The 24,209-nt window shown below is 36.1% G+C and carries 17 protein-coding genes; 16 read left to right on the forward strand and 1 reads right to left on the reverse strand.

From position 1 onward, the window contains the following. Positions 1-50 precede the first annotated feature (50 nt). From rimP to infB, 3 genes are all read left to right on the forward strand, one after another. Positions 51-515, forward strand: coding sequence for a ribosome assembly cofactor RimP (gene rimP, locus Q0951_RS02240; protein WP_299333718.1), 465 nt, complete (start codon positions 51-53; stop codon positions 513-515). 9 nt (positions 516-524) lie between these two features. Then, complete coding sequence (gene nusA / locus Q0951_RS02245; RefSeq protein WP_299333721.1) at positions 525-1,757, forward strand: transcription termination factor NusA; 1,233 nt, start codon at positions 525-527, stop codon at positions 1,755-1,757. Positions 1,758-1,822: 65 nt separating this feature from the next. Next, positions 1,823-4,540, forward strand: a complete 2,718-nt coding sequence (gene infB / locus Q0951_RS02250; protein ID WP_299333724.1) for a translation initiation factor IF-2 — start codon at positions 1,823-1,825, stop codon at positions 4,538-4,540. Positions 4,541-4,607: 67 nt separating this feature from the next. On the opposite strand, the gene Q0951_RS02255 is transcribed toward infB, so the two are convergent. Then, the gene (locus Q0951_RS02255; protein WP_299333726.1) at positions 4,608-4,988 is read right to left on the reverse strand and encodes an SPOR domain-containing protein; all 381 of its coding nucleotides are present in this window, start codon (positions 4,986-4,988) and stop codon (positions 4,608-4,610) included. A 244-nt stretch (positions 4,989-5,232) separates the two neighbouring features. On the opposite strand from Q0951_RS02255, the gene Q0951_RS02260 reads away from it, so the two are divergent. The 13 genes from Q0951_RS02260 (at position 5,233) to Q0951_RS02320 (ending at position 24,196) form a co-directional block, all read left to right on the forward strand. After that, positions 5,233-6,534 carry a c-type cytochrome gene (locus Q0951_RS02260; RefSeq protein ID WP_299333865.1) on the forward strand — a complete coding sequence of 434 codons (1,302 nt, stop codon included), beginning with the start codon at positions 5,233-5,235 and terminating at the stop codon, positions 6,532-6,534. Between the two features lie 31 nt (positions 6,535-6,565). Continuing rightward, positions 6,566-9,706 carry a TAT-variant-translocated molybdopterin oxidoreductase gene (locus tag Q0951_RS02265; protein WP_299333728.1) on the forward strand — a complete coding sequence of 1,047 codons (3,141 nt, stop codon included), beginning with the start codon at positions 6,566-6,568 and terminating at the stop codon, positions 9,704-9,706. Between the two features lie 30 nt (positions 9,707-9,736). Then, entirely contained in the window at positions 9,737-11,473 is a 1,737-nt protein-coding gene (gene nrfD / locus Q0951_RS02270; protein ID WP_299333730.1) for an NrfD/PsrC family molybdoenzyme membrane anchor subunit, read from the forward strand. Between the two features lie 9 nt (positions 11,474-11,482). Beyond that, positions 11,483-12,013, forward strand: a complete 531-nt coding sequence (locus Q0951_RS02275) for a DUF3341 domain-containing protein (protein WP_299333731.1) — start codon at positions 11,483-11,485, stop codon at positions 12,011-12,013. Positions 12,014-12,022: 9 nt separating this feature from the next. Beyond that, positions 12,023-12,583 (forward strand): cytochrome c, encoded by a 561-nt coding sequence (locus Q0951_RS02280; RefSeq protein ID WP_299333733.1) that lies wholly within the window; start codon positions 12,023-12,025, stop codon positions 12,581-12,583. 24 nt (positions 12,584-12,607) lie between these two features. Next, entirely contained in the window at positions 12,608-13,987 is a 1,380-nt protein-coding gene (locus tag Q0951_RS02285) for a quinol:cytochrome C oxidoreductase (protein WP_299333734.1), read from the forward strand. 27 nt (positions 13,988-14,014) lie between these two features. After that, positions 14,015-15,076: a cytochrome c oxidase subunit II gene (locus Q0951_RS02290; protein WP_299333735.1), complete on the forward strand. Its 1,062-nt coding sequence runs from the start codon at positions 14,015-14,017 to the stop codon at positions 15,074-15,076. Positions 15,077-15,100: 24 nt separating this feature from the next. Continuing rightward, a complete protein-coding gene (locus Q0951_RS02295) occupies positions 15,101-16,894 on the forward strand; it encodes a cbb3-type cytochrome c oxidase subunit I (protein WP_299333737.1) in 1,794 nt (597 codons plus the stop codon). Positions 16,895-16,963: 69 nt separating this feature from the next. Continuing rightward, complete coding sequence (ruvB, locus tag Q0951_RS02300) at positions 16,964-17,986, forward strand: Holliday junction branch migration DNA helicase RuvB (protein ID WP_299333740.1); 1,023 nt, start codon at positions 16,964-16,966, stop codon at positions 17,984-17,986. A gap of 8 nt (positions 17,987-17,994) precedes the next feature. After that, positions 17,995-19,329 (forward strand): cytochrome P450, encoded by a 1,335-nt coding sequence (locus tag Q0951_RS02305; RefSeq protein ID WP_299333743.1) that lies wholly within the window; start codon positions 17,995-17,997, stop codon positions 19,327-19,329. Between the two features lie 145 nt (positions 19,330-19,474). Next, positions 19,475-20,818, forward strand: coding sequence for a cytochrome c peroxidase (locus Q0951_RS02310; RefSeq protein WP_299333746.1), 1,344 nt, complete (start codon positions 19,475-19,477; stop codon positions 20,816-20,818). Positions 20,819-20,870: 52 nt separating this feature from the next. Further along, the gene (queG, locus tag Q0951_RS02315; RefSeq protein WP_299333868.1) at positions 20,871-21,794 is read left to right on the forward strand and encodes a tRNA epoxyqueuosine(34) reductase QueG; all 924 of its coding nucleotides are present in this window, start codon (positions 20,871-20,873) and stop codon (positions 21,792-21,794) included. Between the two features lie 101 nt (positions 21,795-21,895). Further along, a complete protein-coding gene (locus Q0951_RS02320) occupies positions 21,896-24,196 on the forward strand; it encodes an NADP-dependent malic enzyme (RefSeq protein WP_299333749.1) in 2,301 nt (766 codons plus the stop codon). The last annotated feature ends 13 nt before the right edge of the window (positions 24,197-24,209 follow it).

Here is a 24,209-nt window from a genome sequence, read left to right on the forward strand (position 1 = left end):
GAAAAAAGAATAATGAGCGGACGGAAAGTCCGCTCTTTTTATACTAGTAAATGTTTAGAGATACCGTAAAAAAATTATTAGACGAAGGTTTGAGCCAACGCGAAGACCTGTTTTTAATTGATTTTGATGTACTAAGCGATAACACAATTAAGGTGGTTATCGATGGTGATAATGGTGTTTTGGTAGAAGATTGCATGTTTATAAGTCGTGCCATAGAACACAACTTAGACAGAGAGGAGCAGGATTTCTCTTTAGAAGTGTTGTCTGCAGGAGCAACTGCGCCTTTTACTAACAAAAGACAGTATCAAAAGAATATTGGTAGAACACTTAGTGTGAAAACAGCAGAAAACGAAACGTTTGAAGGGACTCTTACTCAGGCAAATGAGGATAAGATTCTTTTAGAGTGGAAAGCAAGAGAACCTAAACCAGTTGGTAAGGGAAAAGTAACCGTAAAAAAGCAAGCTGAAATATCGTATGATTCGATATCAAAAGCTCAAGTTGTAATAAAATTTTAATTCATAGTTATGGAAAATATTGCGTTAATTGATTCTTTTTCAGAATTTAAAGACGATAAATTAATAGATCGTGTAACATTAATGGCGATTTTAGAGGATGTATTAAGAAATGCACTGAAAAAGAAGTATGGCGATGACGATAATTTTGATATAATTATTAATCCAGATAAAGGAGATTTAGAAATTTGGAGAAATAGAATTGTAGTTGCTGACGGAGAGGTAGAAGAGCCTAATCAGGAAATAGAATTATCTGAGGCACAAAAAATTGAACCAGATTTTGAAGTAGGTGAAGATGTTGCAGAAGAGGTGAAGCTAGTAGATTTAGGGCGTCGTTCTATTTTAGCATTACGCCAAAACTTAATTTCTAAGATTCACGAACACGATAACACTAATATCTACAAGCAGTTTAAAGAACTTGAAGGAGAGATTTATTCAGCTGAAGTTCACCATATTCGTCATAGAGCAATTATTCTACTTGATGATGAAGGCAATGAGATTATCCTTCCAAAGGATAAGCAAATACCATCCGACTTTTTTAGAAAAGGAGAAAATGTTCGTGGTATTATTGAAAGTGTAGAATTAAAAGGAAATAAGCCTGCAATTATTATGTCTAGAACTGCACCAGCATTTTTAGAGAAATTATTTGAGCAGGAAATACCTGAAGTATTTGACGGTTTAATCACCATTAAAAATGTGGTAAGAATACCAGGTGAGAAAGCAAAAGTAGCTGTGGACTCTTATGATGATAGAATTGATCCTGTTGGTGCATGTGTTGGTATGAAAGGATCAAGAATTCATGGCATAGTTCGAGAGTTAGGTAATGAAAATATTGATGTTATCAATTACACCAATAACTTACAACTGTTTATCACTAGAGCCTTAAGTCCAGCAAGAGTTACATCTATAAAATTAGATGAAGAAAACAAGCGGGCAGAAGTTCTGTTAAAACCAGAAGAGGTTTCTAAAGCCATTGGTAGAGGCGGACACAATATCAGATTAGCTGGTAAGCTTACCGGTTATGAGATTGATGTCTTTAGAGAAGGTGCAGAAGAAGATGTTGAGTTATCAGAATTCTCAGATGAAATAGAAGGCTGGATTATAGAAGAATTCAGTAAAGTTGGTTTAGATACCGCAAAAAGTGTACTCGAACAAGATGTAGTAGATCTTGTAAAACGTACCGATTTAGAAGAAGAAACAATTTTAGATGTTATAAGAATTCTTAAAGAAGAATTCGAAGAATAATACCAGCTTAACAGTAAAAAGTTAATTTGGTAGAATAGATTTTTAAGTTATATTACAAGCAATTTATGGCTCAAACTAGATTAAATAAAGTATTAAGGGAACTAAATATCTCTATAGATCGCGCTGTTGATTTTTTAGAATCAAAAGGTGTCGAAATAGAGAAGAGTCCTAATACGAAAATATCAGAAGAGGTTTACACAATTCTTTCCAACGAATTTCAAACTGACGCTAGTAAAAAAGTAGCTTCTTTAGAAGTTAGTGAAGCAAAGTTAAAAGAAAAGGAAGAGTTGCGTGAACAACGTGAGCGTGAATTGGAAGAAAAAGCTCAAAAAGAGGCTAAGAGTCGAGAAATTGTAAAGGCCAAAGCAGAATTAAGCGGTCCTAAACAAGTTGGAAAAATTGACTTGAATAAGGAGAAAGAAGTAGAAGCTAAAACTGAAGAGGTAAAAGCTGAAACGCCTAAGCAAGAGGAGACACCAAAAGAGGAAGCGCCTAAGGTTAAAGAAACACCTAAAAAGCCTTCTGTTAAAAAAGAGGTGAAAGCGGTAGAGAAAACAAAACCTAAAGTAGCTCCTAAAAAAGAAGTTGAGACTCCTGCTGATCAGGAGCCAGCCGAAGAAACCCTGAAAACACAATACAAGAAACTTTCAGGTCCTAAAATTGCTGGAGACAAAATTGATCTTTCTAAGTTTAATAAGCCTAAAAAGAAAAAAGAAGAGAAAAAATCTGACTCAGATACCGATAATAAAAAGAAAAGACGTCGTATTAGCAAAGGACCATCATCAGGTGGTGATAATAGATCTAACAATAGAGGCGGAAACCAAAGAGGTGGATATAAAGGAAAAGGTCAAAAACGTACTGTAGTTAAAGAAGAGCCTAGTGCTGAAGAAGTACAGAAACAAGTACGTGAAACCCTAGAGAAGCTTCAAGGAAAATCCAGTAAAGGTAAAGGAGCTAAATATCGTAGAGAGAAAAGAGAACAGCATAGAGAACAAACAGAGAAAGATCTGCAAGCTGAAGCAGCAGAAAGCAAAATCCTTAAGGTAACTGAGTTTGTTACAGCAAGTGAAGTTGCTACAATGATGAATGTATCTGTTACTGAAATTATCTCAGCATGTATGTCGCTTGGTATGATGGTTACCATGAATCAACGTCTGGATGCTGAAACTTTATCTGTTGTAGCTGATGAGTTTGGTTATGAAGTAGACTTCGTAACTGCTGATATCGAAGAATCTATTGAAGAAGTAGAAGATAAGCCAGAAGATTTAAAACCTCGTGCACCAATCGTAACTGTTATGGGTCACGTAGATCATGGTAAAACATCACTTCTGGATTACATTCGTAAAGAAAATGTTATTGCTGGAGAATCTGGTGGTATAACACAGCATATTGGCGCTTATGGTGTTCAATTAGATAACGGACAAAAAATAGCGTTCCTAGATACTCCTGGTCACGAGGCCTTTACAGCCATGCGTGCTCGTGGAGCTCAAGTTACAGATATAGCTATAATTGTTATTGCTGCCGATGATGCAATAATGCCGCAAACAAAAGAAGCAATTGCACACGCTCAAGCTGCAGAAGTACCAATTGTTTTTGCAATTAATAAAATTGATAAGCCTGGAGCAAATCCTGATAAAGTAAAAGAAGGATTAGCTAACATGAATTTATTAGTTGAAGATTGGGGAGGAAAAATCCAATCCCATGATATTTCAGCTAAAAATGGAACAGGTGTTAAAGAATTATTAGAAAAAGTATTGCTTGAAGCCGAATTATTAGAGCTTAAAGCTAATCCAAATAAAAATGCAACTGGAACAGTTGTGGAAGCTTTCTTGGATAAAGGACGTGGTTATGTGTCAACAATTCTGGTTCAGGCTGGAACATTAAAAGTTGGGGATTACGTTCTCGCTGGAAAGAATAGTGGTAAAGTAAAAGCCATGCATGATGAACGCGGAAAAGAAGTTGTTGCTGCCGGACCGTCGACACCTGTATCTATTTTAGGATTAGATGGTGCGCCTCAGGCAGGTGACAAGTTTAATGTGTTTGAAGATGAACGTGAGGCTAAACAAATTGCTGCAAAACGAACGCAATTGCAACGTGAGCAATCTGTTAGAACACAACGTCACATTACTCTAGATGAAATAGGACGTCGTATCGCTTTAGGTGATTTCCAAGAATTGAATATCATCCTTAAAGGTGATGTGGATGGTTCTGTGGAAGCCTTAACCGATTCGTTCCAGAAGCTGTCTACCGAAGAAATACAAGTAAATATTATACATAAAGGTGTTGGTGCCATTACTGAAAGTGATGTATTGTTGGCAACAGCATCAGATGCGATTATTATCGGATTTAACGTAAGACCAATGGGTAATGCACGTCAAATTGCTGATAAGGAAGAAATCGATATCAGAATGTATTCCATTATTTATGATGCCATCAATGATCTTAAAGATGCAATGGAAGGCATGTTGTCTCCAGAGTTGAAAGAGGAAATTACTGGTACTGCTGAAATTAGAGAAACATTTAAAATCTCAAAAATCGGTACTATTGCTGGTTGTATGGTTACTAACGGAAAAATCTACAGAAACTCAGGAATTCGACTTATTAGAGATGGTGTGGTAATTCACACAGGAGAACTCGTATCATTGAAACGTTTTAAAGATGATGTTAAAGAAGTTTCAAAAGGGTATGATTGTGGTATGCAACTTAAGAATTATAATGACATCCAAGTTGACGACGTTTTAGAAGCCTTTCAAGAAGTTGAGGTTAAGAAAAAACTTAAATAATTATAAGACCAAAAAAAGCGACTCAAACGAGTCGCTTTTTTTTGGTCTGTGTATTTAAGATACCTTGTTATTTATCCTTTTTTGGTTCGAAAACCATAGCTTTTGAGAACTTCTTTTTGATTTTTAGAAGCGCAATATCTGCCTCTAGTCGCGTACTAAAATTTCCAACCCAAACTTTGTAATTAGGCGTTTCATAAACAACATCAGTAGGCCATTGAGAAAATGTATTTAGAAACTTTTGTTCTAATGCCATTGCTTTAGATCGTGAACCAAAATCTAATTGTATTCTGAATAGATCAGTAGTTTTTACATCTTTTTTGTATTCCAGAAGTTTTGTGATGTCGCTATCTTGCTCAATGGTAACAACGCCTTCTTGGGCAATTGCTTGATTAGCAATACTAAAGAATGCTAAGACAGCTATGACGATTTTCAAATTATTTAGTTTCATATTTTTTGAAATTTGATACAAAGAAAACAAATTTTTTTATGTCTTGTTTTGTTAATCTTTATTATTAACTAAATTAGGTGTTAACTTATTATTTAGAATCCTTATAAATTAGCAATTAACACTTATCTAACATTTATAAAATGGACTTTAAGTATTATTTTTGCCTGAGATTTTACAAACGTTTTTTTCAATAGCAATACTGAAAAAATCATACCAAAGTTTAGAAGATAATTCAACTAACAATATGATACAGGTGATTTACCGTCAATTAGCCTCAAAGATTCCTTACTTAGGACTGGTTATTTTACTTACGTTTACTACTTCACTTACTGCCCAGGAAGGCGATCCTGCAAAAGGAAAAACACTATACAATACCAATTGTGCTGCTTGTCATCAACTTGATAGAAAAATGACAGGTCCCGCATTGCGTAATGTAGAAGCAAGATTGGCAGAAGAACAAGGGTTAGACCGAGAGTGGTTAAACAAATGGATTAGAAACAGTGCAGGTTTAATCAAATCTGGAGATGCTTATGCTAATCAGATTTACAATGAGTACAATCAGGTAGCAATGACTGCATTTCCGCAGTTGTCTGATCAGGATATTTCTGATATTTTGGCATACACAGCTGAGCCAAAAGCTGAGCCTGCTCCAACTCCAGGTCCAGATACAGGAGGAACTGGTGGTCAAGTAGAAGGAGGAATTTCAAACAAATTGATACTTGGTGCTTTAGCCATCTTATTTGCGTTATTAGCTATTGCTTTAGTTTTAGTAAGACAAACCTTAAATCGTTTTGCTGAAGAAAAAGGTGTTGAGATTGCTGCGCAGGATAAAGGGCTTCCAATCTGGAAAGCTTTTGTTAAAAATCAATTCTTGGTTTTAGTGTCGGTCATTTTCTTAATGTTGGCAAGTGCATATTTTGTCTATGGTTATTTGTCTCAAATTGGTGTAGATCAAGGTTACGAGCCAGTTCAACCAATTCATTACTCTCACAGAATTCACGCAGGTGAAAATGGTATCGATTGTAAATACTGTCATTCATCAGCAAGAGTAAGTAAGCATTCAGGTATTCCTTCATTGAATATCTGTATGAATTGTCATAAATCTATTTATCAGGTTGCTGAAGAAACACAGCAAATGGGGATTGACGAATATGGTGTAGATTACAATGCTGAAATTCAGAAGTTATACAAAGCCGTTGGATGGGATGAAGACGAGCAACAATACACAGGAGAAACTCAGCCAGTTAAATGGGTGAGAATACACAACCTTCCAGATTTTGCTTATTTCAACCACTCACAACACGTTTCTGTTGCAGGTGTGCAATGTCAAACATGTCATGGTCCAGTTGAAGAAATGGAAGTAATGTATCAGCATGCGCCATTAACCATGGGATGGTGTATCAACTGTCACAGAGAAACAAATGTTAAAGTTGAAGATAATGCGTATTACACAAAAATACACGAGCAATTATCTAAGAAATATGGTGTAGATAAACTTACAGCTGCTCAAATGGGTGGATTAGAATGTGGTAAGTGTCACTATTAATATTAATTAAGAAGTAATTCAATTATATAATATGTCATCAAACAAGAAATACTGGAAAAGTGTTGAAGAGCTAAACGAAAATAGCTCTATTGTTGAGACGCTACAACAAAATGAATTCGTAAACGAAATACCTACGGATGAATTTTTGGGTAATAAAGAGTCTTTAGAGGCTTCTTCTACTACGCGTCGTGACTTTTTGAAGTATGTTGGTTTTAGTACTGCTGCAGCATCTTTGGCAGCTTGTGAAGGACCAGTAATTAAATCAATTCCTTACGTAGTTCAACCAGAATCTATCATTCCTGGTGTTGCTAACTACTATGCAACAACTATTGCTAACGGATTTGATTTTGCAAGTGTTTTAGTTAAAACACGTGAAGGTCGTCCTATCAAAATTGAAAACAACAACTTAGCAAAAACACATAATGGCGCTAATGCCAGAGTTAATGCTTCTGTTTTAGGATTGTATGATAGTTTGAGAGTTAAAAGTGCGATGAAAGATGGTAAAGACATCTTATGGTCTACTTTCGATACTGAGACTAATCAGAAGTTAACAGATTTAAAAAATGCTGGTAAAGAGATTGTCTTACTAACACAAACGTATGCCAGTCCTTCAACGTCTAAGTTGATTTCCGAATTCAAAGAAGCTTATGGAAATGTGCGTCATGTTGTGTATGATGCTGTTTCAGAATCGGCAACTCTTGATGCTTATGAAGCGAAGTACAATGTTCGTGGAATGGCAAGTTATGATTTCTCTAAGGCAATGACGATAGTCTCTGTTGGAGCAGATTTCTTAGGAGATTGGCAAGGTGGAGGATTTGATGCAGGATATGCCCAAGGACGAGTTCCTAAAGACGGTAAAATGTCACGCCATATTCAGTTTGAATCTAACATGTCGTTATCTGGTGCCAATGCTGATAAGCGTGTGCCTTTAACACCAAGTCAACAGAAACAGGTATTAGCAAAATTATATAGTTTGGTTGTAGGTGGATCGGTTTCTACAGATTTACCACAACATATAGATCAGGCAGTTCAAAAAGCTGCTTCAGAATTAAAAAGAGCAGGAAGTAATGGCGTTTTAGTTACTGGTATTCAAGATGTCAATGCACAAACAGTCGCTTTAGCCATCAATGAGTCATTAGGAAGTAAAGCATTTGACCCTTCTACGCCAATCTTAACAAGACAAGGTAATAATAATGCAGTTGCTAAATTAGTAGCTGATATGAAAGCTGGACGTGTTGGTGGTATCATCATGAGTGGTGTCAATCCATTATATACACTTCCAAATGCTGCTGATTTTACTGAAGGGCTAGAGAAAACAGAATTATCAATTTCATTTTCAATGAAAGCGGACGAAACATCGTCTGCAACACAATATATAGCTGCGGCACCTCACTATTTAGAATCATGGGGAGATGTTGAGCTTAAAAAAGGCCATTACAGTTTAATGCAGCCTGCAATTCGTACGTTGTTTGATACACGTCAATTTCAGGAAGCATTATTAAAATGGACTGGTAACGACATGAGTTACCGTGAATATATAAAAGAAACCTGGGGAACAGGAATTTTATCCGGATCTTCATTCAACAAAGCGCTACAAGATGGTGTTTATGTAGGAAGCATTGCTACTGAAATAGAAGATACAGCTGATGCTGTAGATGCTTCTGAAGTGTCAGACGAGCCTGCACCAGCAACTTCTGCAGGAAGTGCAGCTAGAGCTTTAGCATCTTCTGCAAAGTCGGAAGGTATGGAGCTTTCTTTGTATACCAAAGTTGGAATGGGAGATGGTCAACAAGCTAATAACCCTTGGTTACAAGAATTCCCTGATCCAATTACCAGAACATCTTGGGATAACTACCTAACTATTTCTGCTGCAGATGCAAAAGATTTAGGATTAGTAAACGAATATGAAGCCACTGGAGCTTTAAACGGGAGTTATGTAGATATAACTGTTAATGGTGTTACTGTTAAAAATGTGCCAGTAATCATTCAGCCAGGACAAGCAAAAGGATCTGTTGGATTATCTTTTGGATACGGTAGAACTTCTGGTTTAAAAGAAGAAATGATGACTGGTATTAGTGCTTATCCATTATATCAGAATTTCAATACAGCTCAAAGTGTATCTATCACTAAGGCAGCAGGAATGCATGAATTTGCATGTGTTCAGTTGCAAAACACGCTTATGGGTCGTGGTGATATTATTAAAGAAACCACTCTAGAGATATTCAATACTTACGATAGAGAAGATCACAAATATGGCTGGAATAAAGTTCCGAAGGTATCATTAAACCATGAGGAAACACCAGTAACATCTCCTGAAGTTGATTTATGGGATGAGTTTGATCGTTCAATAGGACATCATTTTAACTTATCAATAGACCTAAACTCTTGTACAGGATGTGGTGCATGTGTTATAGCATGTCATGCTGAAAACAATGTACCTGTAGTTGGTAAAGAAGAAATTAGACGTAGTCGTGATATGCACTGGTTACGTATTGATAGATATTATTCTTCAGAAGATACATTTGCTGAAGATGATACGAAAAAAGAAGAATTTTCTGGGCTTACTGGAGATAAAGGATCACTTGGTGGTTTTGCAGAATTAGAAATTGCTGCTGATAATCCTCAAGTTGCTTTCCAACCAGTAATGTGTCAGCATTGTAATCACGCACCTTGTGAAACAGTATGTCCTGTGGCAGCAACATCACATGGTCGTCAAGGTCAAAACCACATGGCGTATAACCGTTGTGTAGGTACACGTTACTGTGCAAATAACTGTCCGTACAAAGTTCGTCGTTTCAACTGGTTCCTGTATGCTCAAAATGATGAGTTCGATTACTACATGAATGATGACTTAGGAAGAATGGTATTAAATCCAGATGTAACAGTACGTTCTCGTGGTGTGATGGAAAAATGTTCTATGTGTATTCAAATGACACAAAAAACAATTCTTGATGCAAAACGTGATGGAAGAGTTATCAAAGATGGCGAATTTAAAACAGCTTGTTCTGCAGCTTGTAGTAGTGGAGCAATTAAATTTGGAGACATCAATGATAAGGAAAGTGAAGTTGCAAAACTTAAAGAAAATGATCGTATGTATCACTTATTAGAAAGCGTAGGTACTAAACCAAATGTTCAGTATCAAACTAAAGTGAGAAATACAACCGAAGCATAAAAATTAATTAAGAAACAATTATAATAGATTATGGCGTCTCATTACGAAGCACCTATTAGAAGACCCTTAGTTACAGGAGAGAAATCATATCACGATGTATCGGTAGATGTGGCAGCACCTGTTGAAGGAAAAGCAAATAAAGCCTGGTGGATTGTATTTTCAATTTCATTAGTCGCATTCCTTTGGGGAATTGGGTGTATTATCTATACAATTTCTACAGGTATTGGAACTTGGGGTTTAAATAAAACCGTTGGTTGGGCCTGGGATATTACTAACTTCGTTTGGTGGGTTGGTATTGGTCACGCAGGAACACTGATTTCTGCTGTACTGTTGCTATTCCGTCAAAAGTGGAGAATGGCAATTAACCGTTCTGCTGAAGCTATGACAATATTCTCAGTAGTGCAAGCAGGTTTATTCCCAATCATTCACATGGGTCGTCCATGGTTAGGATACTGGGTATTACCTATACCAAACCAATTTGGATCATTATGGGTAAACTTTAATTCTCCATTACTTTGGGATGTATTTGCGATCTCTACATATTTATCAGTTTCATTGGTATTCTGGTGGACTGGTTTGTTACCTGATTTTGCGATGATTCGTGACAGAGCAGTTAAACCTTTCCAAAAGAAAATCTACTCTTTATTGAGTTTTGGTTGGTCAGGACGTGCTAAAGATTGGCAACGTTTTGAAGAAGTGTCATTAGTACTTGCAGGTTTAGCAACACCATTAGTACTTTCTGTACATACTATTGTATCGTTTGACTTCGCAACTTCGGTGATACCTGGTTGGCATACCACAATCTTCCCTCCATACTTTGTTGCTGGAGCGATTTTCTCTGGATTTGCTATGGTGAATACACTTCTTATCATTATGAGAAAAGTATGTAATCTTGAAGATTATATTACGGTACAGCACATCGAGTTAATGAACATTGTTATTATGATTACGGGTTCTATAGTTGGTGTGGCTTATATTACTGAGCTATTCATTGCATGGTATTCTGGAGTTGAATACGAACAATACGCATTCTTGAATAGAGCAACCGGACCTTATGCATGGGCATACTGGATGATGATGTCATGTAATGTATTCTCACCGCAGTTCATGTGGTTTAAAAAATTAAGAACAAGTATTATGTTCTCATTCTTTATCTCAATTGTGGTAAATGTGGGAATGTGGTTCGAGCGTTTTGTAATTATTGTAACATCATTACACAGAGATTATTTACCATCATCATGGACAATGTTCTCTCCTACCTTTGTAGATATTGGAATATTCATTGGAACTATCGGATTCTTCTTTGTATTATTCTTATTGTATGCCAGAACATTCCCTGTGATTGCTCAGGCTGAAGTAAAAACCATCCTGAAATCTTCAGGAGAACGTTACAAGAATATCAGAGAAAGAGGTGATAGTTTAGTTGGAACTGGTGCAGATGCAAGAACATCAGGAGCTGCTGCTGTAACAAGTACTGTTTCCGAAGTATCGGCATCAGAAGAAGATAATTCAGCAAAAGTAAACGACCTTTTAGGTAGTATTGGAGCATTCGATTCTAACACGCAAACTGCTGATGATTTGAAACAGATTAATGGTATCGGTCCAAAAATGGAAGAAGTGCTTAATAGCATTGGTATCTATACCTTCTTACAGGTAAGTAAGATGACGAAAAGAGAATATGATTTGCTGGATTCTATTACAGGTTCTTTCCCAGGAAGAGCAGAACGTGATGATTGGTCTGGACAAGCTAAAAAATTAATAAACTAAGAATAGTACATGGAAGCTTCAAAAGTAATTCACGCTATTTATACAGATGATGACGTTTTAATGGCTGCCGTTAAAAAGGTAAAGTCTGCACATCATCATATTGAAGAAATATACACGCCTTTTCCAGTTCACGGACTAGACAAAGCGATGGGATTAGCTCCTACAAGAATAGCCATTACATCATTTTTATATGGTTGTGTTGGTCTAACAGTCGCAATTGTTATGATGAATTTCATTATGATACAAGACTGGCCTCAAAATATTGGTGGTAAACCAAGTTTTAGTTATATCGAAAACATGCCGGCTTTTGTTCCAATCATGTTTGAGCTAACTGTATTTTTTGCTGCTCACTTAATGGTAATCACGTTTTATTTAAGAAGTAGAATGTGGCCATTTAAAAAAGCAGAGAATCCAGATCCTAGAACAACAGATGATCATTTTTTAATGGAAATCCCTGTTCATAATAACGAAAAAGAACTCTCTGATTTATTAAAAGAAACTGGAGCAGTAGAGATTAATTTAATTGATAAAGCGCATTAATTTATACAGATGAAAAGCTTATTTAAAATAGTAATAGTATTAATGGTATTTGCAAGTGTTGTTTCTTGTCAGAAGAATTCAAGACCTAACTACCAATTTATGCCAAATATGTACGAGCCAGTATCATATGAAGCTTATCAGGAATCTGATGCTTTTCCGGGAGGAGTAGAAGCTCAATTACCTGCTGAAGGTTCAATTCCTAGAGGCGATCATATGCCTTTTGAAATTGAAAATACAAATGCAGGATATGAACTTGCAAAAGCTACGTTACAAAGTCCTCTCGATTCAACACAGATTGACTCACCAAGAGGTGGTCAACTATATGATATCTATTGCGGAATTTGTCACGGAAGAAACGGTAAAGGTCAAGGAACTTTGGTGAAAAGAGAAAAAATACTTGGTGTACCTAGTTATGATGATGCAGGAAGAGCAATTACAGCAGGTAGTATTTACCACACTATTTACTACGGAAAAAATGCAATGGGTTCATATGCTAATCAATTAAATGAAGAAGAGCGTTGGCAGGTTGTAGATTACGTGCTAAAGTTAAAAGCAGACTTAGAAAAATAAGATAGATAAAGATTATATATAGATATGTATACATTTTCAAGTAAATTAAGAGTAGTAGCAATAGCCCTTATTATAATAGGAGCCATTGGTGTTGCTTATGGTTTTATGACATCTCACAAATCTTTAGATGAAGTAAAAGAGATGATTGCTCATGAGGAAGCTGGACATCATGGAGGTGGTCATGAAGCAAATTCAGATACACATTCGGTAGCTGAAGCTCATGAAGGGACTCACGATGAAGGAGCAGATTCCCATGCAGAAGCAGGTGAGCATCATGGTGACGAGCATGCAAAACATGTACAACACCAATTAGAAAACAGACCATGGTCTGCATTATATGTAGCCGCTTTTTTCTTCTTTATGATTGCACTGGGAGTGTTAGCATTCTATGCCATTCAATTCGCTGCACAAGCAGGTTGGTCACCAGTTCTTTTTAGAGTTATGGAGGCAATTACGGCTTACGTATTGCCCGGAGCCTTAATTGTATTAGCTATTGCTGTGGCTTCTGGAATAATCGGACATTACAATATCTTTATCTGGATGGACCCTGATATGGTTGATCCTACAAGTGAGAAGTATGATGCATTAGTAGCTGGTAAATCAGGATTCTTAAATATGACAGGTTTCATCATTAGAGGTTTAATTTTTATTGCTGGATGGAGTTTATATAGACATTTTGCGCGTAAATTTTCTATTGCACAAGACAATGCCGATGATAATAGAAATTTCAAGAAGTCATTTAGAATTGCAGCTGGATTTTTAGTATTCTATATATACACAGAATCTATGATGTCTTGGGATTGGATAATGAGTGTTGACCCTCACTGGTTCTCTACTTTATTTGGATGGTATGTTTTTGCTTCTATGTTTGTAAGTGGTATTACTGTAATTGCAATGATGACCATGTATTTAAAATCTAGAGGCCATCTACCTTTTGTTAATGATAGTCACTTACACGATTTAGCAAAATTCATGTTTGGTATTAGTATTTTCTGGACATATTTATGGTTCTCTCAGTTTATGTTAATCTGGTACTCTAATATTCCTGAAGAAGTAACTTACTTTGTGACAAGATTCCAAGATTATCAATTACCGTTCTTAGGTATGGTAGTGATGAACTTCGTATTTCCGTTATTAGTATTAATGAACAGTGATTATAAACGAATTCCTTGGTTTGTTGTTATGGCAGGTATAGTAATTCTTTGTGGACACTACATTGATGTATTTAATATGATTATGCCAGCAACTGTTGGAGACAGATGGTTTATCGGAATTCCAGAAATAAGCTCAATTCTTTTATTCGCAGGATTATTCATATTTATTGTCTTTACTGCTTTGACAAAAGCACCATTATTGGCAAAACGTAATCCTTTCATTAAAGAAAGTGAACATTTCCATTATTAATAAAATATATAAAGAACAGAAACAACAATGACTGCTTTTTTAACAATTATAATAGTACTTTTCATAGCTGTTGCCATCTGGCAAATGGTTAAAATCTTTGATTTAGCTCAAGTAGGTGCGTCAAACAATCAGGTAGCTACAGATAAAGACAACAAAATCAATGGATATTTGATGATGGGATTCTTGGTCTTTATATATGTCATAACTATACTTAGTTTTTGGTATTTAGGAGATCTTCCATTAGTGTCAAATTCAGCTTCAGAGCATGGACCACAAATTGATAACTTGATGATTATATCAATGGTTATCATTTTTATTGTTCAAACATTTACTCAATTCTTATTGCACTACTTTGCTTATAAATACAAAGGTGAAAAAGGACGTAAGGCTTTATTCTATGCTGACAATAATACCTTAGAAGCTATCTGGACATTCATTCCTGTAATTGTTCTAGCAGGTCTAATTATTTATGGATTATTTACTTGGACAAGTATCATGAATATTGATGAAAGTGAAGATCCTTTAGTGATTGAGCTATACGCACAACAGTTTAACTGGAAAGCACGTTATGGAGGAGAAGATAATACCTTAGGTATGGCCAATGTAAGATTAATTGATATTGATCGTGCTAACATACTTGGTGTAGACGAATCAGACCCGAATGCTCAAGATGATATCATTACTACAGAGTTGCATTTACCAGTAGGACGACCAGTATTGTTTAAAATGCGTTCTCAAGATGTATTACATTCAGCTTACATGCCTCACTTTAGAGCACAAATGAACTGTGTGCCGGGTATGATTACTCAGTTTGGTTTTACACCAACAGTAACAACTGCTCAAATGAGAGAACGAGATGAAATCAAAGAGAAAGTTGCAAATATCAATGCACTAAGAGCAGAAAGAAAAGAAGAAATAGAAGAAAAAGGACAAGAATTATTATATGAGTTTGATTATCTGTTATTATGTAACAAAATATGCGGTAAATCTCATTACAACATGCAAATGAAGATTGTTGTAGAAACTCAGGAAGAATACGATGCTTGGATTAAAGAGCAAAAAACATTCAAAAATTCTTTAACTAACTAAAAAAGATTTAAAAGAAAATAGATTATGTCAGCACACGCAGATACTCACGCACACGACGACCACGGACATCATCATAAAGAGACTTTTGTTACTAAATATATATTTAGTCAAGACCATAAAATGATTGCCAAACAGTATTTAATTACTGGAGTAATTGTTATGGGAATTATTGGTATTCTTATGTCTCTAATGATGCGTATGCAAATTGCATGGCCAGAAGAGCCTAATGTAATCTTTGAGGCATTATTAGGAAAATGGGCGCCAGACGGTGTCATGGATGCAGATATTTATTTAGCATTAGTCACCATACATGGTACTTTAATGGTATTTTTTGTATTAACAGCTGGATTGAGTGGTACCTTTAGTAACTTATTGATACCGTTGCAGATTGGAGCACGTGATATGGCTTCTGGATTTTTAAATATGATATCTTATTGGTTATTCTTTTTGTCTTGTGTAATCATGATATTATCATTTTTTGTTGAATTTGGTCCTGCAGCAGCTGGTTGGACAATCTATCCACCGTTAAGTGCATTGCCAATGGCTCAAGGAGGTTCTGGTATGGGAATGACGCTATGGCTAGTATCTATGGCTATATTTATTGCCTCGTCATTACTAGGTTCATTAAACTATATCGTTACTGTTATCAACTTACGTACAAAAGGGATGTCGATGACAAGATTGCCATTAACAATTTGGGCTTTCTTCGTAACAGCTATCATTGGTGTTGTGTCTTTCCCAGTATTATTATCTGCGGCATTATTATTAATAATGGATAGAAGCTTTGGTACGTCTTTCTTTTTGTCAGATATATTTATCCAAGGTGAAGTACTACATTATCAAGGAGGTTCGCCAGTATTGTTTGAACACTTGTTCTGGTTCCTAGGACACCCAGAAGTATATATCGTTTTATTACCAGCATTAGGTATTACATCTGAAATTATTGCTACAAATTCACGTAAACCAATCTTTGGTTATAGAGCAATGGTGATGTCTATTCTTGCTATTGCATTTTTATCAACCATTGTTTGGGGGCACCATATGTTCATTTCAGGAATGAATCCATTCCTAGGTTCTGTATTTACATTCACAACCTTATTAATTGCAATTCCATCAGCGGTAAAAGCTTTTAATTATATTACCACGCTTTGGAAAGGTAATCTCCAGATGAATCCTGCAATGCTATTTTCTATTGGATTAGTATCTACATTCATCACAGGTGGACTTACTGGTATTATTTTAGGAGATAGTGCCCTAGATATAAATGTTCACGATACATACTTTGTTGTGGCGCATTTCCATTTGGTTATGGGTATTTCTGCACTTTATGGTGTGTTTGCTGGTATTTATCATTGGTTCCCAAAGATGTTTGGTAGAATGATGAATAAGAATTTAGGCTACATACACTTCTGGGTAACAGCTATAGCTGCCTACGGTGTATTTTTTCCAATGCACTTTATAGGTATGGCAGGATTGCCAAGACGTTATTATACAAACTCTAACTTCCCACTTTTTGATGATGTTGCTAATGCTAATGTATTAATTACTATGTTTGCCTTATTAGGTGGTGCAGTACAATTGGTATTTTTATATAACTTTGTAAGAAGTATATTCTACGGAAAAAAGGCCGAACAAAACCCATGGAAATCAAATACATTAGAGTGGACTGCTCCAGTTGAGCATATACATGGTAACTGGCCAGGAGAAATTCCTCATGTGCACAGATGGGCTTATGATTACAGTAAACCAGGACATGACGAAGATTTTGTGCCTCAAAATGTTCCACTTTACGATGGAGAAGAAGAATTACAGCATTAAAATTCTTATGAAAAATATTGAAAAGCCTTTCGTTAATATCGAGAGGCTTTTTGTTTATATTTGTGTTATATGAACGAAAACCTTGATCCAACAAACGATAATTTTTCTCCCGAAGAACTCGATGTAGAAAAAAAGTTAAGACCCTTATCCTTTGATGATTTTACAGGTCAGGATCAGGTATTGGAGAACCTTCAGGTTTTTGTTCAGGCAGCTAATGGAAGAGATGAAGCTCTTGATCATACACTATTTCATGGACCTCCAGGATTGGGTAAAACAACCTTAGCTCATATTTTAGCTAGTGAGCTTAGTGTTGGGATCAAAGTGACTTCTGGTCCTGTATTGGATAAGCCAGGTGATCTGGCTGGTTTATTAACCAACTTAGATGAACGTGATGTCTTATTCATTGATGAGATTCATCGATTGAGTCCTATTGTTGAAGAGTATTTGTATTCTGCAATGGAAGACTATAAGATCGATATCATGATAGAATCTGGGCCAAATGCCAGAACTGTTCAAATCAACCTAAATCCATTTACATTAGTTGGCGCAACTACACGTTCTGGACTATTAACCTCTCCAATGAGAGCACGTTTCGGAATTCAAAGCAGGCTACAATATTATAATACCGAATTATTAACCACCATTGTTCAACGTAGTGCATCTATTCTAGATGTGCCAATTTCAATGGAAGCGGCTGTAGAAATTGCTGGACGTAGCCGAGGTACTCCAAGAATTGCTAATGCCCTACTTAGACGAGTTAGAGACTTTGCTCAAATTAAGGGCAATGGAAGTATAGATATCAAGATTGCTAAATTTGCTTTAGAAGCACTCAATGTAGATGCTCATGGTTTAGACGAAATGGACAATAAAATTCTGGAAACCATCATTGACAAATTTAAAGGAGGACCAGTTGGTATTACTACTTTGGCAACAGCCGTAAGTGAAAGTGCAGAAACTATTGAAGAAGTTTATGAACCGTTTTTAATTCAGCAAGGCTTTATCATGCGTACACCTCGTGGTCGTGAAGTGACTGAACTTGCGTATAAACATCTAGGTAAAATTAAAGGTCCAATTCAAGGCGGATTATTCTAAATGACCTTATGAGTAGTCCAAAAAACATACCTACAGTTCCATTACTTCGATTCCTAAAACATTCTCTTGAAATTTTAAAAAATCCCCTTCCCTTTCATCATAAAAATTTTAATGAAAAAGGAGATATATTCCGTCTAAAAATTGGGTTTAAAAATGAAGTCTTTTTTGTAAGAGATACTGGTTTTGCTCAATATGTACTTCAGAAAAATCAAAAAAACTACGTAAAATCTAAAATACAAACCGAAGATTTGGTAAAATATGTAGGAGAAGGTTTATTGACTTCAGAAGGTGACAAATGGAAGAAGCAACGGAAAATGATGCAGCCAGCCTTCCATAAAAAGCAATTGCAGAACTTGTTACTAGGAATGCAAGACACTATTATCTCAGAATTCAACAAGATAACACCAAATCAAGACATAGACCTGTTTCCTATTCTGAATGATTTGGCATTTCAAACTGTTGTAAAGTCACTATTCACTAAAGCTGCCAAGGAAGATGATATGGAAAGACTCCAATATATTACTGAAATGAATCAGAAGATGTTGGTTAGAGAATTACGTCAGCCGTATCTCGCTTGGTGGTTTAAAATAAGTGGAACTATAGACAAGTATTTGAAGCTTTCTAAAGAAGCACGAACCATTTTAAAAGGGATTGTAGATGAACGAAAGGCTTCAGGGAAAACGTATGGCGATTTGTTAGACATGTTATTAGAAACACGTTATGATGACGGTAAAGGAATGACTGAGGAACAATTGATTGACGAGATTTTAATCATTTTTACAGCTGGACACGAAACCACATCTAACGCCTTAACATTTACCTTTCAATTGTTAGCCTTACATCCAGAATGGCAAGACCAAATTTTTGACGAGAATAAACACATTAAAGAACAAACTCAAGATTTGATGACCTTGGTCACTTCTTCTAAAGTTTGTCAACAAGTACTTGAAGAATCGATGCGTTTGTATCCTCCAGCCTATTTTATTGATCGTGTTAATCTCAAGGAAGACCATTTTAATGGAATGACTTTTAAACCAGGCTCAAATTTATTGTTTTCGGTGCATGAAATGCATCGTCACCCAGATTTATGGGAACAACCAAATAAATTTTTACCTGAACGGTTCAGTGAAGGTGAACGGAAATTCTCGTCACAATATTTTCCTTTTGGTGCAGGACCAAGAAAATGTATTGGAAATAATTTTGCCATGTTTGAAATGATCATTGCAGTAACAACACTTGTTTCGAAATTTAAGATACATCCCGAATTTGAAGCAATTGAAATTACACCTCTAATTACTTTAAAGCCTAAAAATGCACGTTTAAGGTTTGCACCACGATCGTAGATTTTTCTTACTTCATTTATCCGTAAAAACCCACACTTTATCTTTTAGAAAATTACCTGAACTAAAAAACAGGTGTTTCGTCTGTTAAATTTAGATGCATTTTTATTTTGATTTACTTTTCACGAGCCTATTAAATGTAATCAAAATGAAAAAGTTACAACGTCCCACTTATCTTATTGTTGCCACAATGGCTTTGTTAATGTCTTGCGCATCAGATGATGATAACTACGTGCCAATCCCTGGACAGGATATTTTAGAGAATCGAATTATTGAACTTTATGGTTCTAAGACGGCACTAATCCAACCATTATCTACAGATTATAATTTGATACCTAACGATGCTAATAACCCAATTACAGAAGCTAAAGTGTCGCTTGGCCAACTATTATTTCATGAAACAGGACTTGCAACAAATCCTAATATGGATGAAGGGATGCATACTTATTCTTGTGCAAGTTGCCATCATGCTAAAGCTGGTTTTCAAAGTGGTATCTTACAAGGTATAGGAGAAGGCGGAATGGGCTTTGGACTCAGTGGAGAAGGACGATTTAAAAATACGTTATATCCTGAGGCAGATCTGGATGTTCAACCAATAAGAACTCCGAGTGCGCTTAATGTGGCCTATCAGGATGTGATGCTTTGGAATGGTCAGTTTGGTGCTACAGGAACAAATGCTGGTACAGAAGCTAACTGGACTCCTGGAACACCCAAAGAAGCTAATAATTTAGGTTTTGAAGGTGTTGAAACGCAAGCTATAGCAGGTTTAGATGTACATAGATTAGTTATCGATGAAGATTTTATTATCAATTCAGAATATAAAGATATGTTTGATGAAGCTTTTCCAGATGTTGATGTCTCCGAGCGCTATTCAAAGATAAATGCTGCGTTAGCTATTGCAGCTTATGAACGTACATTACTTCCTAATCAGGCACCTTTTCAGCAGTGGTTAAACGGAAATGTTAATGCCATGAATGAGCAGGAAACCGAAGGCGCGTTGTTATTTTTCAATGAGGCTAAATGTTTCTCATGTCACGCTGGACCAGCATTAAATGGTATGGAGTTCCATGCCATAGGAATGAACGATCTTGCTGGAGAAGATATTTTAACTACAATTGATGATGCCACAAAGCGAGGACGTGGTGGATTTACAGGTAACCCAGAAGATGATTACAAATTTAAAACACCACAACTTTATAATTTAAAGGATGTTTCATTTTATGGTCATGGCGGAAGTTTTCAAACTATAGAAGAGGTTATTCGCTATAAAAATATAGCTGTAGCAGAAAATCAAGACGTGCCATCTGCACAGTTGTCAGCTATGTTTGAACCACTAAATCTTACAGATTCTCAAGTAGATGCCATTACTGCGTTTTTAGAAAATGCACTGTATGATAGCAACTTACAACGTTACGTTCCTGAAGCATTGCCTACTGGCTATTGTTTCCCTAATGCAGATACAATGTCATCTGAGGATATGGGTTGCGAATAATCACATTTAGATAAGGATAAACACAAAAATTTAATGAGATGTTTTAAATTTGATTGTGAATACAACTGAACGATCAAAATTTATCAAAGCTGAAGCTAAGCGTTTAGGCTTTTTGTCCTGCGGAATCAGTAAGGCTGAGTTTCTAGAAAATGAAGCTCCAAGATTAGAAACATGGCTAAAAAATAATGCACATGGCGAAATGCGTTACATGGAGAACCATTTTGATAAGCGTTTGGATCCAACTAAACTGGTTGAAGGCTCTAAAAGTGTCGTGTCTCTGTTATTAAATTATTATCCTTCGGAAATTCAAAATCCTGAAAGTTACAAACTCTCAAAGTACGCTTACGGAACTGACTATCATTTTATCATTAAAGACAAATTGAAAGCTTTATTATACACCATTCAATCTGAAATTGGAGATGTTCATGGACGCGCTTTTGTAGATTCGGCTCCAGTATTAGATAAAGCCTGGGCTGCAAGATCTGGTCTTGGATGGATTGGAAAGCATAGTAATCTATTAACTCAGCAAATAGGCTCTTTCTATTTTATTGCCGAACTTATTATCGATTTAGAACTCGACTATGATCACGCAACAACAGATCATTGTGGAACCTGTACTGCCTGTATTGATGCTTGTCCTACCGAAGCCATTACAGAACCCTATATTGTAGATGGTAGTAAATGCATTTCCTATTTCACAATTGAACTTAAGGATAATATCCCATCAGACTTTAAAGGACAATTTGACGATTGGATGTTTGGTTGTGATGTATGTCAGGATGTTTGTCCGTGGAATCGCTTTTCAAAAGCACATAATGAACCGCTATTTAATCCACATCCAGAGTTGATGTCAATGTCTAAAAAAGATTGGGAAGACATCACGAAAGATACGTTTAACAAAGTCTTTAAAAACTCTGCAGTTAAGCGTACAAAGTACGAAGGACTACAACGTAATATTAGGTTTATTAAGAAGTAATTTTCCAATTACTAATCTATCACTTTCTCATAAAACACTTACATTTGTAATTCGATTTGTTGTCAGGTGCAAATACAAATTGATTAATAGATAAAAGAAATATGAGCAAGCAGAGTAAACGTAGAGAAGCATTGGTTTATCACGCCAAACCAATTCCTGGAAAAATACAGGTATTACCAACAAAAAAATATGCCACACAAAGGGATTTATCATTAGCTTACTCTCCAGGTGTTGCCGAGCCTTGTCTGGAAATTGAAAAGGACAAAAACAATGTGTATCGATACACTGCTAAGGGGAATTTGGTAGCAGTCATATCTAACGGGACAGCTGTGCTTGGCTTGGGAAATATTGGCCCAGAGGCTTCTAAACCTGTAATGGAGGGGAAAGGTGTTCTGTTTAAAATATTTGCTGATATCGATGTATTTGACATTGAAGTTGATACTGAAAATGTGGATGAGTTTATTCAAACTGTAAAAATGATTGCGCCAACATTTGGAGGTATCAATCTTGAAGATATAAAAGCACCCGAAGCCTTTGAAATTGAACGTCGCCTCAAAGAAGAATTAGACATTCCTGTAATGCACGACGATCAGCATGGAACAGCCATCATTTCTGCTGCTGCATTAATCAATGCATTAGAAATTGCTGAAAAAAATATTGAAGATGTCAACATTGTAATCAGTGGCGCAGGAGCTGCTGCAATCTCTTGTTCTCGCTTGTATCAAGCTTGTGGTGCTAAGCGTGAGCATATGGTGATGTTAGATAGTAAAGGTGTTATAAGAGACGATCGTGATGATCTAACGTCTCAAAAAGCTGAATTTGCAACACACCGAAAGATCGATACATTAGAAGAGGCAATGCAAAATGCTGATGTATTTATTGGTCTGTCTAAAGCTGATATTGTCAATACAGAGATGCTAAAATCAATGTCTGACAACCCTATTGTTTTTGCAATGGCAAACCCAAATCCGGAAATTCCATATAATGTTGCTATTGCAGCACGTAAGGACATCATTATGGCAACAGGGCGAAGCGATCATCCTAATCAGGTAAATAATGTATTAGGCTTTCCTTTTATATTCAGAGGCGCTCTCGATGTAAGAGCTACAAAGATCAATGAAGCTATGAAAATGGCTGCGGTTCATGCTTTAGCTAATTTGGCTAAAGAGCCTGTGCCAGAACAAGTTAATATTGCATATGGAGAAACACGTCTAACTTTTGGTCGTGATTATATCATCCCAAAACCTTTTGACCCAAGACTTATTGCCGAAGTGCCACCAGCAGTTGCTAAAGCAGCTATGGAAAGTGGAATTGCTCAAGAACCAATAGAGGATTGGGACAAATATAAAGATGAATTGCTAGAACGTTTAGGATCTGATAATAAGCTTGTAAGACTATTATTCAATAGAGCAAAATTAAATCCTAAGCGTGTTGTTTTTGCTGAAGCAGATCAATTAGATGTTCTAAAAGCAGCTCAAATTGTACATGATGAAGGGATTGCAACTCCTATTCTTTTAGGGCGTCGCGATAAGATCCTCAGTCTAATGGAAGAACTTGAATTTGAGTATGATTTAGAGATTATTGATCCAAAATCTGATGAAGAGGAAGACCGTAAAAATAAATATGCCAAAGTCTACTGGGAACAACATAAACGCAGTGGAGTTACATTCTATTCGGCAAGTAAAATAATGCGAGAACGTAATTATTTTGCTGCCATGATGGTTAATGAAGGTGATGCAGACGCCATGATTTCAGGGTATTCAAGAAGTTATCCTTCCGTAGTAAAACCAATGATGGAACTTATTGGTCTGGCTCCAGGCGCAACAAGAGTTGCTGCAACTAATATTATGATGACCCAACGCGGTCCAATGTTTTTGAGTGATACAGCTATCAATATTAATCCCTCAGCAAATGATCTCACCCGAATTGCACAAATGACGGCAAGTATCGTAAAAATGTTTGGAATGGAACCTGTTATGGCAATGATTTCTTATTCTAACTTTGGCTCTTCTAAAGATCAAACAGCAACTAAAGTTAGGGAAGCTGTAAGTTATTTACATAAAAGACATCCAGACCTTATTGTTGATGGCGAATTGCAAACAGATTTTGCGTTGAACAAAGAAATGCTTCAAGATATTTTTCCATTTTCTAAATTAGCAGGACGAAAGGTGAATACACTAATATTTCCGAATTTAGAATCAGCAAACATTACTTACAAATTACTCAAGGAGCTAAATAAAGCAGACTCCATAGGTCCTATTATGATGGGAATGAGAAAACCCGTTCATATTCTACAATTAGATGCAAGTGTAGATGAGATTGTAAACATGGCAGCCATTGCAGTAATAGATGCTCAACAAAAGGAAAAACGAGAAGCTGATAAACGTAATGCTTTAGCTTAATAATCACCTTTGA

Source organism: uncultured Psychroserpens sp. (assembly GCF_947501425.1).
Taxonomy (GTDB): Bacteria; Bacteroidota; Bacteroidia; order Flavobacteriales; family Flavobacteriaceae; genus Psychroserpens.

Excerpts from the sequence above, each read along its gene's own strand:
- rimP (WP_299333718.1), top strand. The coding sequence starts at position 51 with ATGTTTAGAGATACCGTAAAAAAATTATTAGACGAAGGTTTGAGCCAA.
- nusA (WP_299333721.1), top strand. The coding sequence starts at position 525 with ATGGAAAATATTGCGTTAATTGATTCTTTTTCAGAATTTAAAGACGAT.
- infB (WP_299333724.1), top strand. The coding sequence starts at position 1,823 with ATGGCTCAAACTAGATTAAATAAAGTATTAAGGGAACTAAATATCTCT.
- Q0951_RS02255 (WP_299333726.1), bottom strand. The coding sequence starts at position 4,988 with ATGAAACTAAATAATTTGAAAATCGTCATAGCTGTCTTAGCATTCTTT.
- Q0951_RS02260 (WP_299333865.1), top strand. The coding sequence starts at position 5,233 with ATGATACAGGTGATTTACCGTCAATTAGCCTCAAAGATTCCTTACTTA.
- Q0951_RS02265 (WP_299333728.1), top strand. The coding sequence starts at position 6,566 with ATGTCATCAAACAAGAAATACTGGAAAAGTGTTGAAGAGCTAAACGAA.
- nrfD (WP_299333730.1), top strand. The coding sequence starts at position 9,737 with ATGGCGTCTCATTACGAAGCACCTATTAGAAGACCCTTAGTTACAGGA.
- Q0951_RS02275 (WP_299333731.1), top strand. The coding sequence starts at position 11,483 with ATGGAAGCTTCAAAAGTAATTCACGCTATTTATACAGATGATGACGTT.
- Q0951_RS02280 (WP_299333733.1), top strand. The coding sequence starts at position 12,023 with ATGAAAAGCTTATTTAAAATAGTAATAGTATTAATGGTATTTGCAAGT.
- Q0951_RS02285 (WP_299333734.1), top strand. The coding sequence starts at position 12,608 with ATGTATACATTTTCAAGTAAATTAAGAGTAGTAGCAATAGCCCTTATT.
- Q0951_RS02290 (WP_299333735.1), top strand. The coding sequence starts at position 14,015 with ATGACTGCTTTTTTAACAATTATAATAGTACTTTTCATAGCTGTTGCC.
- Q0951_RS02295 (WP_299333737.1), top strand. The coding sequence starts at position 15,101 with ATGTCAGCACACGCAGATACTCACGCACACGACGACCACGGACATCAT.
- ruvB (WP_299333740.1), top strand. The coding sequence starts at position 16,964 with ATGAACGAAAACCTTGATCCAACAAACGATAATTTTTCTCCCGAAGAA.
- Q0951_RS02305 (WP_299333743.1), top strand. The coding sequence starts at position 17,995 with ATGAGTAGTCCAAAAAACATACCTACAGTTCCATTACTTCGATTCCTA.
- Q0951_RS02310 (WP_299333746.1), top strand. The coding sequence starts at position 19,475 with ATGAAAAAGTTACAACGTCCCACTTATCTTATTGTTGCCACAATGGCT.
- Q0951_RS02320 (WP_299333749.1), top strand. The coding sequence starts at position 21,896 with ATGAGCAAGCAGAGTAAACGTAGAGAAGCATTGGTTTATCACGCCAAA.